Origin of the sequence: Burkholderia plantarii (genome assembly GCF_001411805.1) — a bacterium.
GTDB lineage: Bacteria > Pseudomonadota > Gammaproteobacteria > Burkholderiales > Burkholderiaceae > Burkholderia > Burkholderia plantarii.
The window spans coordinates 2,745,739-2,762,695 of the sequence record NZ_CP007212.1; the positions used below are offsets into that span (position 1 = coordinate 2,745,739).

Annotated in this window: 17 protein-coding genes and 1 pseudogene; 5 read left to right on the top strand and 13 right to left on the bottom strand. The window is 69.1% G+C overall.

Annotated elements, in window-relative coordinates:
- Nucleotides 1-28: 28 nt before the first annotated feature.
- Both tadA and bpln_RS11640 read right to left on the bottom strand, forming a co-directional pair.
- Nucleotides 29-565, bottom strand: coding sequence for a tRNA adenosine(34) deaminase TadA (gene tadA, locus bpln_RS11635; RefSeq protein ID WP_244131936.1), 537 nt, complete (start codon nucleotides 563-565; stop codon nucleotides 29-31).
- Between the two features lie 101 nt (nucleotides 566-666).
- The gene (locus bpln_RS11640; RefSeq protein WP_042625316.1) at nucleotides 667-1,068 is read right to left on the bottom strand and encodes a DnaJ family domain-containing protein; all 402 of its coding nucleotides are present in this window, start codon (nucleotides 1,066-1,068) and stop codon (nucleotides 667-669) included.
- Nucleotides 1,069-1,180: 112 nt separating this feature from the next.
- Between bpln_RS11640 and bpln_RS11645 the strand changes: the two genes are divergently transcribed.
- Entirely contained in the window at nucleotides 1,181-1,396 is a 216-nt protein-coding gene (locus tag bpln_RS11645) for a hypothetical protein (RefSeq protein ID WP_226993555.1), read from the top strand.
- A 200-nt stretch (nucleotides 1,397-1,596) separates the two neighbouring features.
- Here the strand turns inward: bpln_RS11645 and bpln_RS37705 are convergent, their stop codons facing one another.
- The 6 genes and pseudogenes from bpln_RS37705 to bpln_RS11670 form a co-directional block, all read right to left on the bottom strand.
- Nucleotides 1,597-2,103 carry a DUF1993 domain-containing protein gene (locus bpln_RS37705; RefSeq protein ID WP_042625317.1) on the bottom strand — a complete coding sequence of 169 codons (507 nt, stop codon included), beginning with the start codon at nucleotides 2,101-2,103 and terminating at the stop codon, nucleotides 1,597-1,599.
- A gap of 738 nt (nucleotides 2,104-2,841) precedes the next feature.
- Nucleotides 2,842-3,021 (bottom strand): annotated as a pseudogene (locus bpln_RS38270) (FAD-dependent monooxygenase); the annotation flags it as partial.
- A gap of 24 nt (nucleotides 3,022-3,045) precedes the next feature.
- Nucleotides 3,046-3,939 (bottom strand): SDR family oxidoreductase, encoded by an 894-nt coding sequence (locus bpln_RS11655; protein WP_162492377.1) that lies wholly within the window; start codon nucleotides 3,937-3,939, stop codon nucleotides 3,046-3,048.
- Between the two features lie 44 nt (nucleotides 3,940-3,983).
- Entirely contained in the window at nucleotides 3,984-4,859 is an 876-nt protein-coding gene (locus tag bpln_RS11660; RefSeq protein ID WP_055139517.1) for an SDR family NAD(P)-dependent oxidoreductase, read from the bottom strand.
- A gap of 156 nt (nucleotides 4,860-5,015) precedes the next feature.
- Nucleotides 5,016-5,594, bottom strand: coding sequence for a TetR/AcrR family transcriptional regulator (locus tag bpln_RS11665; RefSeq protein ID WP_042625318.1), 579 nt, complete (start codon nucleotides 5,592-5,594; stop codon nucleotides 5,016-5,018).
- 163 nt (nucleotides 5,595-5,757) lie between these two features.
- Nucleotides 5,758-6,546 carry an aldolase gene (locus tag bpln_RS11670; protein ID WP_055138880.1) on the bottom strand — a complete coding sequence of 263 codons (789 nt, stop codon included), beginning with the start codon at nucleotides 6,544-6,546 and terminating at the stop codon, nucleotides 5,758-5,760.
- A 105-nt stretch (nucleotides 6,547-6,651) separates the two neighbouring features.
- On the opposite strand from bpln_RS11670, the gene bpln_RS11675 reads away from it, so the two are divergent.
- Nucleotides 6,652-7,236 (top strand): helix-turn-helix domain-containing protein, encoded by a 585-nt coding sequence (locus bpln_RS11675; RefSeq protein ID WP_042625320.1) that lies wholly within the window; start codon nucleotides 6,652-6,654, stop codon nucleotides 7,234-7,236.
- Nucleotides 7,237-7,764: 528 nt separating this feature from the next.
- On the top strand, nucleotides 7,765-9,240 hold the full coding sequence (zwf, locus tag bpln_RS11680) for a glucose-6-phosphate dehydrogenase (protein WP_042625321.1): 1,476 nt from the start codon (nucleotides 7,765-7,767) through the stop codon (nucleotides 9,238-9,240).
- 139 nt (nucleotides 9,241-9,379) lie between these two features.
- Here the strand turns inward: zwf and bpln_RS11685 are convergent, their stop codons facing one another.
- The 3 genes from bpln_RS11685 to bpln_RS11695 form a co-directional block, all read right to left on the bottom strand.
- Complete coding sequence (locus tag bpln_RS11685; RefSeq protein WP_148654006.1) at nucleotides 9,380-10,117, bottom strand: SDR family NAD(P)-dependent oxidoreductase; 738 nt, start codon at nucleotides 10,115-10,117, stop codon at nucleotides 9,380-9,382.
- A gap of 135 nt (nucleotides 10,118-10,252) precedes the next feature.
- Entirely contained in the window at nucleotides 10,253-10,834 is a 582-nt protein-coding gene (locus tag bpln_RS11690; protein WP_042625322.1) for a TetR/AcrR family transcriptional regulator, read from the bottom strand.
- 63 nt (nucleotides 10,835-10,897) lie between these two features.
- The gene (locus tag bpln_RS11695) at nucleotides 10,898-12,343 is read right to left on the bottom strand and encodes a purine-cytosine permease family protein (protein ID WP_055138881.1); all 1,446 of its coding nucleotides are present in this window, start codon (nucleotides 12,341-12,343) and stop codon (nucleotides 10,898-10,900) included.
- A gap of 340 nt (nucleotides 12,344-12,683) precedes the next feature.
- Between bpln_RS11695 and bpln_RS11700 the strand changes: the two genes are divergently transcribed.
- The gene (locus bpln_RS11700; protein ID WP_055138882.1) at nucleotides 12,684-13,766 is read left to right on the top strand and encodes an alkene reductase; all 1,083 of its coding nucleotides are present in this window, start codon (nucleotides 12,684-12,686) and stop codon (nucleotides 13,764-13,766) included.
- A gap of 217 nt (nucleotides 13,767-13,983) precedes the next feature.
- On the opposite strand, the gene bpln_RS11705 is transcribed toward bpln_RS11700, so the two are convergent.
- Nucleotides 13,984-14,754 (bottom strand): DUF72 domain-containing protein, encoded by a 771-nt coding sequence (locus bpln_RS11705; RefSeq protein ID WP_055138883.1) that lies wholly within the window; start codon nucleotides 14,752-14,754, stop codon nucleotides 13,984-13,986.
- A 362-nt stretch (nucleotides 14,755-15,116) separates the two neighbouring features.
- A complete protein-coding gene (locus bpln_RS11710; protein ID WP_042625326.1) occupies nucleotides 15,117-16,031 on the bottom strand; it encodes a LysR family transcriptional regulator in 915 nt (304 codons plus the stop codon).
- 159 nt (nucleotides 16,032-16,190) lie between these two features.
- Here bpln_RS11710 and bpln_RS11715 point away from each other — a divergent pair, with 159 nt between their 5' ends.
- Nucleotides 16,191-16,940 carry an SDR family NAD(P)-dependent oxidoreductase gene (locus tag bpln_RS11715; protein ID WP_042625327.1) on the top strand — a complete coding sequence of 250 codons (750 nt, stop codon included), beginning with the start codon at nucleotides 16,191-16,193 and terminating at the stop codon, nucleotides 16,938-16,940.
- Nucleotides 16,941-16,957: the final 17 nt, after the last annotated feature.

The window sequence follows — 16,957 nt, forward strand, 5'->3', positions numbered from 1 at the left end:
CGATTAGAGCCGCGCCGCCGCGACTGGTTCAGTCTGCGCCGGACGCGGGCGCATCGGGCTCGGCGCCGCCGCACGGGCCGGCGGACGCGGCCTGCGCCGCCGCCGCGGCTTGTGCGCGCCGTGCCTCGCGCGAGGCACGGCGGCGTTCGGCGAAGAACGCGCGCAGCGTGTCGCCGCATTCGTCGGCCAGCACGCCGCCCGTCACGCTCGTGTGATGGTTCAGCTGCGGATTCGCGAACGCGTCGACCACGCCGCCGCAAGCGCCCGTCTTCGGATCGGCCGCGCCGTACACCACGCGCGCGATCCGCGCATGCATGATCGCTCCGGAGCACATCAGGCACGGCTCGAGCGTGACGTAGAGTTCGCAGCCGGGCAGCCGGTAGTTGCCGAGCGTCTGCGCGGCCGCACGCAGGGCGGCCATCTCGGCATGCGCGGACGGGTCGTGGCCGCTGATGGGATGGTTGAAGCCGCGCGCGATCACCTCGTCGCCGCGCACCAGCACGGCGCCCACCGGCACCTCGCCGGCGGCCCGCGCCTCCTCGGCCGCGGCCAGCGCGAGCCGCATGAAGCGGCGGTCGCGTTCGGCGGCCGGATCAGGCGGCGGCGCCGCGCAGGCGGTGGGATCGGGCAACGCGGACGGGAGCAGCGACGCGACGGATTCGGCGTTCATGCGACCCCCGCTTCACCGGCACCGTCATCGAGCACGCGCTCGGACAGGCGTTCAGCAATGCGGCGGCAGTATTCGCGGGGCACGACGAGCGGGCCGCCACGCAGGGATTCGAGGGCCATGTCGAGCGCAAGCATCTTCGCCTGCGGACGGCAACGGGTGGCGCGATCGCTGACCGCGCGCATTTCATCCTGCAGATTGCGCAGCGCCCGCAATTGCTCGACCGCGGGCGGCACGAAGCCCGCGTTCTTCAGGATCCGGTTCGCCATCCGCACCTCGGCCGGGACGAGCAGATCGTCGTCCAGTTCCATCGGTGCGCCGGCTCCCGGCAGATCGTCGAACTCGCCACGCGCCGCAGCAGCGGCGATGCGTTGTTCGACCAGGGCATCAAGCAGTCTCATTCGGACAAGTCAGGGGCAATACGTCCTAGTGATTCTAACAGGGGATCGGGCAAGTGCCAGCCCTGTCGAGCAAATGCTCGACTCAGGTCATGGTGCATGACCGAAAGCCGCTATGCTGGTCCGGGAAGCGCGAACGCGCGTGCCGATGTCCGCGTCGGCGGCGCCTTTCAAGGGAGCGATGACAGTGAGGCAAACGATCATGCGGCGCGTCTTCCTGCTGGCGTGCGTCGCGCTAGCGCTTGCGCTGGGCGGTTGCGGCGTGTTCTGCAACGGTGCTGGCACCAACGGCTGGGTTGGCGGCGCCTGCGGCACCACGGTGCATTTTTGATCCGGTTGGACGGACGCGAATGAGGTTGCGTGTCAAATTGACATATGGCGCCCCGATGCATGGGGCTGATTCACGGGACCCGGCGCGGCATGCGCAGTGCTCGGCGGCAGCCGGTTTCGCGCGCGGCGCGCGGCGGCCGTTCGAACCGCCGCCCCGCTGCTCCCCCGGTACGCCGGAGAGCGCGACGCGGCGGCCGGCGATCAGCGCAGGCCCAGGTAGTCGAGCTTGCCGAGCGGCACGCCATTGTGGCGCAGGATGCCGTAGGCCGTCGTCACGTGGAAATAGAAGTTCGGCAGCACGAATTCCGTCAGATAGACCTGGCCCGAGAATTCGCGCGGACCGCTGCGCAGCGGCAGCGTGACCACGCGCGTCGCGCCGTCGGCGAACTGGTCGGCGCCGATCGATTCCGCGAACGCAATCGTCTTCGCGATGCGCGCCTGCAGTTCGGCGAAGGTCTTCTCGGTGTCTTCGAACGAGGGGACCGCGACGCCGGCCAGCCGCGCCACGCAACCCTTGGCCGCGTCGCTCGCCAGTTGCACCTGGCCCGTGAGCGGCAGCATGTCGTCGAACAGGCGCGCCGTGGTCAGCGTGTCGGGATCGATGCCTTTCTCGCGCGCATGGGCCTCGCCGATCTCGAGGATCTTCGAGAGATTGCGCAGGCCGCGGACCAGCACGGGGATCGAAACGTCATAGAAGGAAACAGACATGAGGGCTCCTGGGATGGGAAGAATCCGCCGGCTTCGCGGCGTTCGGCCGACAGCATAATGGGATTCGGCGAACGCCGCTGAGGCGCGCGCATCGATGCGGATAGAGAAGGAATCAGCGAGCCGGCACGCTGAACGGCGCAACGATGAAGCATCGTGATCGGCGCCCGGCGCGGCGCGAAACGCCGTCCACGGCAGGCCGACCGCGCACCGGATTTGCATCGGATTTGCACCGGGCTCGCGGCGGGCCGGAGCGCGATGCGAGCTCCAAGGTCGGCGAACCTGGCGAACCATGCGGGCGGATATCCCCCTCGCGAGCCGGATGGCGTTTGCCGGAACCGGCACGCATCCGCCACCTTGCGTCGCGCACGGCGCATGCGGGGCCGGGCGCCCGCCACGCTCGGAACCGTTCGCCGACCCGTTCGCCGACCCGTTGCCCGCTCGTCGCCCGCGGCGCCTTCGCCCGTCCCGGATCGGGCACGTGGCCGCGCACGCGTTCGGCCGCCCGCTTCCTGCCCGCTTCCTGCCTTCACGGCTCGTTCCCTTGCAATCGGCCACGATGCCCGCGGGCGCGTCCGGCGCGCACATCAGATCCCGCGCGACCGGCGTTTCCTCGATGGCGCCGCTCGTTCGCGCCAGCATCGCCGTCTCGTAAGCCGGGATGGCCGCATCGAGCGTGTCGAAGCGGCCCGCGCTCAGGCAGTGCGCGAATTCGAGCGCGTCGAGCATCGCGAGATTGACGCCGCGGCCCGTAAACGGCGGCATGCTGTGTGCCGCCTCGCCGAGCAGCGTCACGCCGGCGGCCGGCATCCAGCACCGCCGCGCCGGCACGTGATGGAGCGGCCACGGCTCGCAGCCGGGCTCGGCCCGTGTCGGCAGCGCGGTCAGCGCGGCGGACCAGCCATCTCGCCATCTCGCCATCTCGCCATCTCGCTATGTCGCCGCTCACCGCGTCGGCCAATGCACGCCCGTCAGCGCTTCGCACTCGGTCCACAGCCGCGCGGCCACCGCCTCGTCGCGCGCGGCCTCGCCGATCTTCGCGGGCCCCACCGGCCCGACCAGCTCGAAGCGCCGCTGCGGCCCGTAGTAGCCGCCCGGCCGCGCCTCGGGCGACACGGCGGCGAACAGCGTCGGCATCGCGCCCTCGGCCGCCGACTGCGACATCAGCGGCGTGAGGATCCGCATCACGGCCTCGCCGAGCACGCCACGCCGCGACCCGCCCAGATTCGGGCCGGCGCTCTGCAGGCCGGTGCGCGCGAAGCCCGGGTGCGCGGCCGTCACGCGCAGGCCCCAGCCGAGCGCGTCGCTGCGGCGCTGCAGCTCGAACCCGAACATCAGGATCGCCAGCTTCGACTGCGCGTAGGCGCGCCACGGATGGTAGCGGCGCGTCCACTGCAGGTCGTCGAAGTGGATCGCCGCGAGCAGGCGGTGCGCGCTGCTGCTGACGATCGTCACGCGCGGCGCCGGCGCGCGGCGCAGCGCCGGCAGCAACAGTCCGGTCAGCGCGAAATGGGACAGATGGTTCGTGCCGAACTGCAGCTCGAAGCCGTCCTCCGTCTCGTGCCGCACGGGCGGCGTCATCACGCCGGCGTTGTCGATCAGCAGATCGATGCGCGGGTGGCGCGCCGTCAACCCGGCAGCGAACCGCCGCACCGAGGCGAGGCTCGCCAGGTCCACCTGCGCGTAGTCGACCGCCGCCTGGGGATGCGCGGCGCGGATCGCCTGCAGCGCGGCGGCGCCCTTCGCGTCGTTGCGGCCCGCCAGCACCACCCGGGCCCCCGCGCCGGCCAGCGCGAGCGCGGCTTCGTAGCCGATGCCGCCCGTCGCGCCCGTCACCACGGCAAGCTACCCGCGCTGGTCGGGCATGTCCCGCACGCCCCAGCTCACTGAAGCCCCTTCAACTCGTCGAGTCCGTCCGGCAGCTTCGCGTCGGGAAAATGCGTCGACAGCGTGGTCGAGCGCCAGCGCGCCGCCTCGTCGGCACGCTGCGCCTCGGCCTGCTCGCAGACGTAGAGCGCGTCGCCACCGAGCAGCAGGCGCTTCGGCACGTCGTCGCGCCGCGACAGCTCGACGATCAGCGCCGCGATCCGCGCCGGGTCGCTCACTTCGTGGCCGCCGTAGGTATTCAGCAATGCGAGAATGCGCCCGACCGACGGTTCGTACTCGGGCAGCATCGTGTCGATGCCCTGCCTCGCTTGCGCCGCCCAATCGGTGCGCATGCCGCCGGGCTCGAGCGTGCAGACGCGCACGCCGAACGGCGCGACCTCCATGCCCACCACGTCGCTGAAGCCGCCCACCGCCCACTTCGCCGCCTGGTACGCCGACAGTCCCGCCGTGGCGGTGCGCCCGCCGACCGACGAGACCTGGAAGATATGCCCAGCGCGCTGTTCGCGCATGACCGGCAACACGGCGCGCGTCAGGTTGATCACACCGAACAGGTTGGTCTCGATCTGGGCGCGAAACGCGTCGGGCGCGGTCTGCTCGAACGGCGCGGTATGGCCGTAGCCGGCGTTGTTCACGAGCACATCGAGACGGCCGAACGCCTCGCGCGCGACCGCCACCGCCCGCGCGGCCGCCGCTTCATCGGTCACGTCGAGTTCGACCGCGCGCAGCCGCTCGCCGTGGCTTGCCGCCAGGTCCGCGAGCCGCGCCGGGTCGCGCGCGCCCGCCACCAGACTGTCCCCCGCTTCCAGCACCGCCTGCGCGATCGCGCGCCCGAGGCCGCGCGCGGCCCCCGTCACCAGCCAGACTTTCGACATCATTTGCTCCTTTCATGAAATGAATGATTACTCACTCATTAATTTGCGTGACACAGGAAAATGGAGGCTTCCCGCGTCGCGCCCGTCATCGCGATGGCCGCCCGGCGCGGCGGATTCGCGCCGCTTCCCGCCGCCATCGCCTTGCCATCCAGCCGCTCAATGCGCCTGCAACGCCGCCCAGATCGACCGAAACCCCGCCTCGCGATACTGCGCCTCGAGTTCGGGCGTGTTCGCGATGAAATCCATGGTCGCCTCCGCCATCGACGCAAACAGCGCGCCGCAGAACGTCAGCGCCTGATCCGTGTCGAGCCCGCTCGTGCCCGACAGGCGCTCGCGGAATACGTCGCGGATCGCGCCGAAGCCGGCCGAACCGGCCGCGCGGCTCGCCGGCTCGATGCGGCCGCCGACGTCGAGCTGGCGCATCGCGCTGCGTCCGTCCGGATTCGACACGCCCCACGACACGTAACCGTTCCAGGCATGGCGCGCGCGCTGCTCGGCGCTGGCCTCATGGGGGAAGCCGGTCATCAGCGCGGCGCGCAGTCCGTCCTTCAGATGCAGGTAGAGCGCGTTCAACAGCGCGTCCTTCGTCTCGAAGTAGGTGAACACGGTGCCCTCTGCCACCCCGGCGAGCCGCGCGATGCGGGCCGTGGTGGCGGCCGCGCCGTGCTGCGCGAGCGCCGCGGCGGCCGCGTCGAGAATCGCTTCGTGCTTGTCGGAACTGCGGGGACGTGCCAAGGCCGGCGCCCATTTAAATGAGTAAGTGCTCAATCATATTGGAGAACGGATCGCCCGCGCAAGCGAAAAATACCAAGCCGACGCGGGCCGCCTCGATGCTCGGGGCTGCCCGCGTCGGCAATGGCACGGCGTGTCCAGCCGTCTCCGGCCACGACCGCTGCAATCAGTCGGCGGCCAGGCAGTCGTGATGGGTGCGCAGCGCGCGGCGCGCGTAATAGTCGAACGCGACGGCATGGCGCTTCGGCGTCGAGATCCAGTCGTGCGCCTCGGTGGCGAGCGCCTCGGGGATCGGGCGGATCGGGCCGGCCGCCATCGCGGCGAGCTGCATGCGCGCGGCGCGCTCCATCAGCAGCGCGAGCGAGCACGCTTCCTCGACGGTCTTGCCGGTCACCAGCATGCCGTGATGCGCGAGCAGTACCGCGCGCTTGCCGCCGAGCGCGGCCGAGATAATCTCGCCCTCCTCGTTGCCCACCGGCACGCCAGGCCATTTTTCGAGGAACGCGCAGTCGTCGTAGAGCGGACAGGTGTCCATGTGCGAGACCGCCAGCGGCACCTCCAGCATCGACAGCGCGGAGACGTGCAGCGGATGCGTGTGGATGATGCAGTTCACGTCGGGACGCGCGCGATAGACCCAGGTGTGGAAGCGGTTCGCCGAATTCGGCATGCCGCGGCCGTCCACCGTCTTCAGGTCCTGGTCGACCACCAGCAGGTTCGTCTCGGTGATCTCGTCGAAGCCATGGCCGAACGGCTGGGTGTAGTAGGTGTCGGGATCCTCGGCGCGCGCCGTGATCTGGCCGGCGAGGCCCGAATCGTGGCCGCCGTCGAATAGAATGCGGCACGTCAGGGCCAGCTTCTGGCGCGTCGTCCAGTTGCGCACCGACAGCGTGGTGTCCAGTTGTGCCTGCGAACGGGCAACCAGCTCGGACTTCGACAGACTCAGCGTTTCGGCCATTTCGGCATCTCCAGGTGGATCGGCGGATATCGAGGCGACCGACATCGCGATCATGAGTACACGTCGGGTAGTATATGACACGATGTGTCATTCAACGATAAATCAATGAAGGGGGACGCCTTGGGGGCGATTCGTCTGAAGCTGCTGAGGAAACAGCTCGGCCTGAGCCTGCAGGACCTGGCCGAACGCGCGGGCCTGACGAAAAGCTATCTGTCGAAGGTCGAGCGCGGCCTCAGCACGCCGTCGGTGGCGGTCGCGATGCAGCTCGCGCAGGCGCTGCATGTCGAGGTCGGGCAGCTGTTCTCGGCCGACGGCGACGAGAAGGCGATCACCATCGTGCGGGCCGGCGAGCGGCTGCGCATGGGCAGCGCGCCCGACGACGCGCAGGGCGGCTACGAGGTGATCGCGGCCGAGGCCGGGCGCAAGCGGCTGCTGCCGTTCATGATCCGTCCGGCGCACGATTTCGCCTCGTCCGAATTCAAGGAACATGCGGGCGAGGAGTTCCTGTTCGTCCACAGCGGCAGGATCGAGATCGATTTCGCGTCGCAGAAGGTCACGCTCGCGACCGGCGACGCGGTCTACTTCAACGCGCAGGTGCCGCACCGGATCCGCTCGCTCGGCGCGAAGACGGCGCAGGTGCTGCTCGTGATCAGCGGCGACGAACCGGCCGCCGGCGCGGCGACGTCCTGAGCGAGATCGCGCCGCGCGCGGCGGCGCGATGCCCGCGTCGAGGCGCGCCGGCGCAATCATGTCGACCTTCATCATTCGCAGTCCTGATCGATAGGATCGCCGGTGCGCGGCCGGGCGGCGGGACACCGCCCCGCGTCCGTTGCGCCGTCGTCGCCGCGTCGTGGCATGCCGCCGTGCCCTCATGCGGCCCGTCGGCATGACATCGCGGCATCGCATCATGGCACCCGGGGGGCCGGCACGCCCGGCCGGCATCAGTCTCGGCGCCGGCATCGCCGACACTCCCCGGCCGGCCTCGACCCGGCACCGCCCCCGCCCGCCGCCCGATGCCGCGCCATGTTTAGTCGCGAGCCGCGCAACACGCCGCGCGCCGGCCGCTCGCGGGCGCGCCGGCCCCTTCCCGACGCGCGAAAGCGAAGCCGGACCGCACGGAGTCATGCAAAACCGTGCAAACTAGGACTTTCCGCCGCACTGCGGCATGCCACACCGCCTTCCGTTCAACGCTCATCGATCTTGACCCGCGAACCACCCATGACGAACCAGCCCAACCCGACCGCATCCGAACAGCCCGTCGACATGATCATCTTCGGCGGCGGCGGCGACCTCGCCGCCCGCAAGCTGCTGCCCGCGCTCTACATGGCGCACCTGCACCGCAACCTGCCGCCCGAGACGCGCATCATCGCGGTCGGCCGCCGCGACTGGGGCATCGACGGCTACCGCAAGTTCATGGAGGAACAGTCGCGGCCGTTCATCGATGCGAAAGCGTTCGACGCGCAGGCCTGGGACCGCTTCCTCGATCTGTTCCAGTACACGCTGATCGACGTCAACGAGCCGGCCGACTACCGGCGGCTCGCCGAGGCGTCGCGCCGCGAGGCGATCCGCGTGTTCTACCTGTCCACCTCGCCCGAGCTGTTCACGACGATCTGCGACAACCTCTCGTCGGCCGATCTCGTCGACGCGCATTCGCGCGTGGTGCTTGAAAAGCCGCTCGGCCACGACCTGGCCTCGGCGCAGGCGATCAACAACGCGGTGGGCAAGCACTTCTCCGAATCGCAGATCTACCGGATCGACCATTATCTCGGCAAGGAAACGGTGCAGAACCTGATGGTGCTGCGCTTCGGCAACCCGATCTTCGGGCCGCTGTGGCAGGCGCCGTACATCCGCAGCGTGCAGATCACGGTGGCCGAGACGGTCGGCGTGGGCAGCCGCGCGGGCTTCTACGATCACACCGGCGCGCTGCGCGACATGGTGCAGAACCACCTGCTGCAGCTGCTCTGCATCGTCGCGATGGAGCCGCCCGTCTCGCTCGACCCCGACGCGGTGCGCGACGAAAAGCTGAAGGTGCTGCGCTCGCTGCGGCCGATGACGCCCGCCGACATCGCGCGCGACACGGTGCGCGGCCAGTACTCGGCCGGCGCCGTGGACGGCCAGCCCGTGAAGGGCTACCTGGAAGAGGACAACGTGCCGGCCGACAGCCGCGCGGAGACCTTCGTCGCGCTACGCGCGCACATCAACAACTGGCGCTGGGCCAACGTGCCGTTCTTCCTGCGCACCGGCAAGCGGCTGCAGAAGCGCCAGTCGGAGATCGTCATCGAGTTCGCCGACCTGCCGTTCTCGATCATCCCGAACGGCCCGCGCCATTACAGCAACCGGCTCGTGATCCAACTGCAGCCCGAGGAATCGATCCAGCTGCAGATGCTCGCGAAGGAACCCGGCAGCGGCATGAACATGGTGCCCGTCAGCCTCAACCTCGACCTGCAGCAGGCGATCCCCGAGCGGCGCGCCGAAGCCTACGAGCGGCTGCTGATCGACGTGATCCGCGGCCGCCTCACGCACTTCATGCGCCGCGACGAGCTGGAAGCGGCCTGGACCTGGATCGAGCCGATCCTCGACGGCTGGCACCAGCCCGGCGACCGGCCGCGCCTCTACACGGCGGGCACCTTCGGGCCGGCCGCGTCGTCGGCGCTGCTCGCGCGCGACAACATGGCCTGGGCCGAGGAGGCGTAAGCCACGCCCCGCACGGCGGCGGGCCGGTGCCGGCCGCCCTCGCCCGCGACGCGGGTTTCGTCAGCCCGCCGCGTCGCGGCACTTCCAGCTGCGGGCGGCGCGCGGCCATCATCGCCGCGCCGCCCGCCGCGCCTTCCGCTCACAGCGCCATGCCGCCGTCGATCGTCAGGCTCGATCCCGTCATGTAGCCCGATTCGGCGCTCGCGAGCCACGCGACCAGCGCCGCGATCTCGTCCGCTTCGGCCGCGCGCTGCAGCGGGATCAGCGGACGCACCGCCTCGATGTGCTCGGCCGTCATGTCGGTCACGGTCGGCCCCGGCTGCACGTTGTTGATGGTGATGCCGCGCGGCGCGAGATCGACGGCCACGCCCTTCACCATCACCGCCACCGCCGCCTTCGTCATCGAATAGACGCTCGAACCGGGATAGTTGCTGCGCACCGCCGTGTTGCTGCCGATCGTCACGATCCGTCCGCCACGCGGCAGATGCGCGACGGCCGCCTGGATCGCGAGGAACACGCCGCGCACGTTGACGGCCAGCATCGCGTCGAGGTCCTCGACACCGAACGCGGCGACGTCGCCGAGCCTCAGGATGCCCGCGTTGACCACCGCGATGTCGAGCCCGCCGAAATGCGCGGCCGCCTGATCGGCCGCCGCACGAATGGCGTCGGCATGCGCGCTGTCGGCACGGATCGCGAGCGCGCGGCGCCCGAGCGCCTCGATGTCGGCCGCCACCTCGGCGGCCCGATCGGGCGCCGATACGTAGGTCAGCGCGACGTCGGCGCCGTGCCGCGCGAGCCGGCGCGCGATCGCCGCGCCGATGCCGCGCGAACCGCCAAACACGATGGCCCGGCGTTGCGGCAATGAATCCGGAGTCATGTCGTTTTCCTTTATGGATTGATCAGTCAAAAACTGACGATAAAAAACCGGCCACCCTGGCCGGTACGTTTTCAAGCAGCGAGACGCGAGCGTCCCGGCGGACCGGGAACGGCCGCCCTCGTGCTTTTCATGCCCTCAGGCCCTCAGCCGCTCGACCGTGAAACCCGCGATGCCATGCAGTGCTTCGGCCGCGGTGCCGGCCCGCGCCGCCACCTGCAGGCCCTGCATGGCGATCTGCACGAAACCGGCCGCCGCGCGCGCATCGAGCGCCGGATCGATCTCGCCGCGTCGCTGACCGTCGTCGATCGCCTCGGCCAGCGCGCGCTCGAGCACCGGCGCCACGCGCTCGCCCAGCGCGCGCAACCCGGCGTCGCTCGTGCCGAACTCGCAGATCGCGTTCACGCCCATGCAGCCGAGCGCCTGGCCGCTGCAACCGTCCTCGATCAGGCCGGACAGCAACGCCTCGATGCCGGCCAGTGGCGAAGCCGCGCCGCGCAGGCGCGCGATGTGCGTGGACACGCTGTTCAGCGAATAACGCTGCAGCGCCTCGAGGTAGAGCCCGCGCTTGTCGCCGAACGTGTTGTAGAGGCTCTGCCGGCCGATGTTCATCGCACCGAGCAGATCGTCCGTCGACGTCGCCGCGTAGCCCTTCTCCCAGAACACGCGCAACGCGCGGTCCAGTACCTCGTCGCGATCGAATTCCCTGGGTCTGACCATGAGGCGCAGGATATCGATTATGGATTGATCAGTCAACAACCTCCGGCAGCCCCGTGCCCCGGCTCACTCGCGGCCGCCCGGCAGCTCGGCGGGCAGGATCGGGCGCGCGGGGATCCGGCGGGTCGAGGCACGTGCGCAGGCATAGTAAAGCAGCGCCGGGACCACGAGGCCGAGGATCCACGAGATGTCGGTGCCGCCGAGCGCGTCGACGAACGGGCCGGTGTAGAAGCTCGTCGAGAGGAACGGCAGCTGCACGGCGATGCCGATCGCGTAGACGGCGATCGTGGTGCGGTTCCAGCGGCCGTAGCGGCCATCCGGGTCCGACAGCGCGGGCACGTCGTAGCGCGAGCGCGTGAAGCCGTAATAGTCGACCAGGTTGATCGCGCTCCACGGGGTGAAGAACGCGAGCAGGAACAGGATGAACGCCGTGAATTCCTTCAGGAACGAATCGCGGCCCGCGATCGCGAGCACCGTCGAGAGCGCCACCATCGCGAGGATCGCCGCGAGCCGGGCGCGATGCGGGATCGTGCGCTGGCCGCCGAAGCCGCTGACGATCGTGGCTATCGACATGAAGCTGCCGTAGGCGTTGAGCGTCGTCACCGTGAGCTTGCCGAACGCGATGCTGAAATACAGCAGCGCCGCCGCAGCGCCCGACGAACCGAGTCCGACGATGAACGCGACCTCGTGATGCGCGAACTGCTTGCCCGCGAGCGCCGCCGCGAACACGCCGAACACCATCGCCGCCTGCGCGCCGAGCACCGAGCCGAGCCCGACCGCGAGGAAGGTGCCGAGCGACGGGGTGGTACGCGGCAGGTAGCGCGAATAGTCGGCCACATACGGGCCGAACGCGATCTGCCACGACGCCGACAGCGACATCGACAGCAGGAAGCTCGCGATCGAAAAATGGCGGTTGGCGAGCAGCAGGCCGACGTCATGCTGCGAGAACAGCCGCGCGAACATGAACGCGAACGCGATCACGCCGATCACGCTCGCGACGCGGCCGATCAGATGGATCGTGCGATAGCCGAGAATCGTCAGGGCCACGATGCAGGCCGAGAAGATCGCGATGCCGGCCACGTCGCCCACGCCGAGCAGCTGCGCGAGCGCCGAGCCCGCGAGCACCGAGCCGCTCGCCGAGAAGCCGACGTACATCAGGCAGACCAGCACGATCGGGATCGTCGCGCCGTGGACGCCGAACTGCACGCGGCTCGAGATCATCTGCGGCAGGCCCAGCTGCGGGCCCTGCGCGCCGTGCAGCGCCATCACCGCGCCGCCCACCAGCTGGCCGAGCAGCAGCGCGACCAGCGACCAGAACACGTCGCCGCCGAGGACCACCGCCAGCGCGCCGGTGACGATCGCCGTGATCTGCAGGTTCGCCGACAGCCACAGCGTGAACTGGCTGCCGAGCCGGCCGTGACGCTCCGCGTCGGGGATAAAGTCGATCGTCCGCGATTCGATCAGTTCGCCGCCTGCGCGGCCCGCTCTCTCGTCGTTGTTCTCGTTCGTCACGGGAAACGCTCCAGTTCCGGTTGGGGTGGCCGCGCGGCGGCGCCCGTCTCCGTCCGGCGGCGCTGCGCGGTCGAATCTATTTGTCTAGACATCCCGGCGGAAATCGAGTGACCCGATGGAAATGCCCCGGTGCGCGTCGCGCATCGGCCACCCACGGATCAGCATGTGATCGGGCTCCGCGCGTCTTGCATCTGAACCGGCCAAATTTGAATAGTCAACCGCCGGCCGCGCGCCGGCGATGCATCCGGAAATCGCATGACTGATAGTCGTTTTCTCCGCGTTCCGCCGCGCGCCGCGTCCCGTTAGATTCGCCGGATCCCTTTCTTCCGGATCCGACCACATGACGCTTTTCGAACCCTTCCCGCTCGGCCCGAGCCGCCTGTCCAACCGCATCGTGATGGCGTCGATGACGCGCGGGCGCACGACCGATCCCGGCCACGTGCCGAACGACCTGCAAGTGTCGTATTACCGGCAGCGCGCGAGCGCCGGGCTGATCGTGACCGAGGCCACCTGGATCAGCCGCGAGGCGATCGGCTTCGTCAACGTGCCGGGCCTGTTCAGCGCGGCGCAGGCCGACGGCTGGCGCCGCGTGACCGACGCGGTCCACGCCGCGGGCGGGCGGATCTTCGCGCAGCTCGCGCACTCGGGTGCCGTCTCGCATCCCGACTTCTTCGGCGGCGCCGCGCCGCTCGCGCCGTCCGCGATCAACCCCGGGCTGCGCGCGTTCACGCCGGACGGCTTCAAGGACACCGTCACGCCGCGCGCGATGACGGTGGCCGAGATCGGCCGGACCGTCGCCGACTACGGCGCCGCCGCGCGCCACGCGCGCGCGGCCGGCTTCGACGGCGTCGAGCTGCACTGCGCGACCACCTACCTGCTGCCCGAATTCCTCAACAGCACGCTGAACCGGCGCGACGACGCCTATGGCGGCAGCGCCGAACGGCGCGGCCGGATCGTGATCGAGGTGCTCGACGCGCTGATCGCCGAATGGGGGCCGGGGCGCGTGGGCGTGAAGATCGCGCCGGCCTTCGAGATGGGCGGCTTCCGGCAGACCGACGAAACCGTCGCGACCTACGGCCGGCTGCTGCAGACGTTCAACCGGCTGCCGCTCGCCTACGTGCAGGTCGTGCGCGCGCTGGAGGACTTGAGCGGCACGCCGATCGCCGCGCTGCAGGACACGATCGGCTACGTCCGCCGGCGCTACGACGGCACGCTGATCGCGAACGGCAACTTCGACCGGGATGCGGCGGCACGGTTGATCGGGAGCGGCGGCGCCGATCTCGTCTCGTTCGGCAAGCCGTTCATCGGCAATCCCGATCTGGTGCGGCGCTTCGAGCACGGGCTGGCGCTGGCGGCGGCGCATCCGCCGACGTTCTATCAAGGCGGCGCGCGCGGTTATGTCGATTACGCGGAAGCGGGCTGACGGCCTCCGGCGACGCGGCCGGCCGCCACCGGACGGCGCGGGCGGCCGGCCCCGAACTGGCGATGAACGAGGCAACGCCTGGACTACGGCTCGTGGCGGAGCAGGCCGGGTTCGAGCGCTGGCGGGTCGAAGGCGGTCTGCACCAGGCAATGGTGCTGCCGCTGGGGACGGGGTGGAATTGAGGCAGCGATGTGAGATGCGGATGAAACGGCCCGTTTCAGCGATGCGCCGTTTGCAGCTTTGCCGTCAGCATCAGCGCGTTGGGAATCGCCTCGCCGCGCGCGGTATTGTCGAAGATGCACCAGGCCTCGGAGCCGGCGCGGCGGGCTTCGGTCAACCGCGCCGCCAACGCGTCGATGAACGGCGCATCGTATGCCGATTCATAGATCCGCGGCGAGCCATGCAGGCGAAAGTAGGAAATACGCGGATCGCCGATCGGCTGCGCATCGGCGACGGGTGGCGGATCGGCCCGCACGCAGCCGATCCCGGCCTCTCTCAGGGTGGCCGCGCCCGCCTCGGAAAACCACGTCGCGTGGCGTGGTTCGCAGACGACGGGCGTTTCCGTGGCGCTGCGCAGCAGCGAAAAGAAGCGGCGGGCCGCGCCCTCGTCCAGGGCCAGGCTGGGCGGCAGTTGAAGCAGCAGACATCCCAGCTTCTCTTTCAGCGACTCGACCTGGTCCAGGAATTCGATCAAGGCCGCATCGGCGTCGCGTAATCTCAGTTCATGCGAAATCCGTCGTGGCAGCTTGACCGAGAACCGGAACGCGTCGGGCGTGCTCGCAGCCCAGCGCGCGTAAGTCTTCGGCTGATGAGGGCGGTAAAACGACGAATTGATTTCCACCGAGGAGAAAACTCGCGCATAACGCTCGAGATGGCTGCCGTCGGTGGGAAATCGACCGGCTACGCGCGATGACAGTGCCCATCCGGCGCACCCGGTATGGATCGGGCGGGCTTGGGAATGACGCTCGGGGGACGTGCTGGAGGTCATGAAGTTTCGGCGTGCATCGACCGGACGAGGTGGTGCCGTCAGCCTAGCACGCCGGGCTTCGCCTGCCGATCCCGTCGGCCGCATCGGGCGCGGCCGCGGGCGGTGCGAGAGCGCCGATGCGATCGGGCGCAATGCGCGCTCGCATGGCCGCGGCGATTGCGAACCGGCAATCACGTCGCGTTCGTGGATCGTGTACCGCGAACGTTGGCGTGATGGCGGCCACGCTGCTTGTCGAGGTGACCTGTTTGGCAATTTCCGGACCGGTTGAAACTCGAGGGAATGGCTTCCAACGGAGAAAGGACGTCACGAAGAAAAGCCGGTTCTACCACAGGTCCTGCGCCGAGAACGGCAGGCACAAGTCCCTATGACATGCTCGGCTGCATTGCTTGTTTAGCGGCCGCTGGCGCCAGCTCGCTCAACCGGGATAAGAAGAGCTTGAGAATCGGAGAGGCGTTGGAGCGGCTGTGACCGACAACGAGGTCGATCGTCGGCACCTCTCCCGCCAAGGGTCGGCTCGCCACGGACCACGGCAGCAGATTCTCGACATAGTCAGGAATCAGCGTCAGCCCGCGCGTCGAAGCCACGAGCGACATCACCATCGCTGGGTTGTCCACGCCCTGCGTGGCCGTCAGCGTCACGCCTTCGCGCTGCAGGTATGCGTCCACCACAGAACGCAGCACGCGTGCCTTATTGGCCATGGCCACAAAGGGCTGGCCCACGAGTTGTTGCGGTCGGATGCTCTCTTGCGAAGTCAATGCGTGATCGCTCGGCATCAGCACGACCAGCGGCTCTCGCCCGACCGTTGTGTAGTCCAGATCGAAGCCTGGTTCTGCGCGCAGAAAGGCCAGGTCCAACCGGCCGCGCGCCAACGCATCCGCCAGGTCCGGTGAGTAGTCGCTAGAGACCGTCACGTCGATGTTCGGCAGCTCGTCGCGCAGCAAGTTCAGCGCCTTCGGCAGCCAGGTCATCTCCTGCCCGGTCAAGAAGCCCAATGCAAAACGCTGCTTGCTCGGCTGCGCCGCCTGGCGCGCGGCCTCGACCGCCGCATCAACCTGACTCAGGGCCAATCGCGCATGGTCGATGAAGGCTTTCCCCGCCGGCGTCAGTTCGACGCCGCGCGCGCTGCGGCTCAACAGTTCCACGCCCACTTGATCTTCCAGATCGCGGATCTGCCGGCTCAGCGAGGGCTGGGAGGTATGCAGCCGCCGCTCGGCCGCCACCGTCAGGCTACCCGACTCGGCCACGGCGATGAAGTAACGCAGATGTCTTAGCTCCATGTTTCCCCATGCTTTTCAAGCATACCCACCAGCTTACAAAGTCTTTTTACTCCGAGGTAGAACCCCCTAAATTCTCACTCAAGGCGGCGAGATAAGCAGCATCCGAACCGAAGTATCCCATCGCCCATGTGTCAACAGTCATACCTCTAGGAGCATACCATGACCCACCATCCCGTTATTCTCATCACTGGCGCGCTGACCGGCATCGGTCGCGCCACCGCCTTGGCTTTTGCAAGCAGCGGCGCCCGTCTCGTCATCTCCGGCCGCCGGCCGGCAGAAGGCAAGGCGCTCGAGTCAGAACTCCGTCAACTGGGCGCCGAAGCCAACTTCATCCAGGCCGATGTCCGGCACGACCAGGAGGTTCGGGATCTGGTGGACCAGACCGTCGCCCGCTTCGGTCGCCTGGACGTGGCCGTCAACAACGCCGGCACCGAAGGCCAGCCCGGCTTGATCGTCAACCAGACCGCCGACAGCTACGCCGCCACTTTCGACACCAACGTGCTCGGCACGCTGCTGAGCATGAAGCATGAACTGCGCGTGATGACTGCCCAGGGTGGCGGCAGCATCATCAACATCTCGTCGACCTATGGCCACGAAGGCGCGGCCTACGCGTCGGTGTATGCCGGCAGCAAGCATGCTGTCGAAGGCATGACCAAGTCCGCGGCACTCGAAGTGGCGGCCTCGGGCGTTCGCGTCAACGCCGTGGCCCCCGGTCCGACCGACACCGGCATGCTGGACCGTTTCACCGGCACGCCGGAGAACAAGGCCGCGCTCGCTTCGGGCGTGCCGCTGGGCCGTGTCGGCAAACCGGCCGAGATCGCAGCGGCCGTGCGCTTCCTGGCCTCGGACGCCGCGGCCTTCGTGACCGGCCAGATCGTCACGGTTGACGGCGGCAAGACCGCCGGCTGATCCAGGCAGCGCCGAGC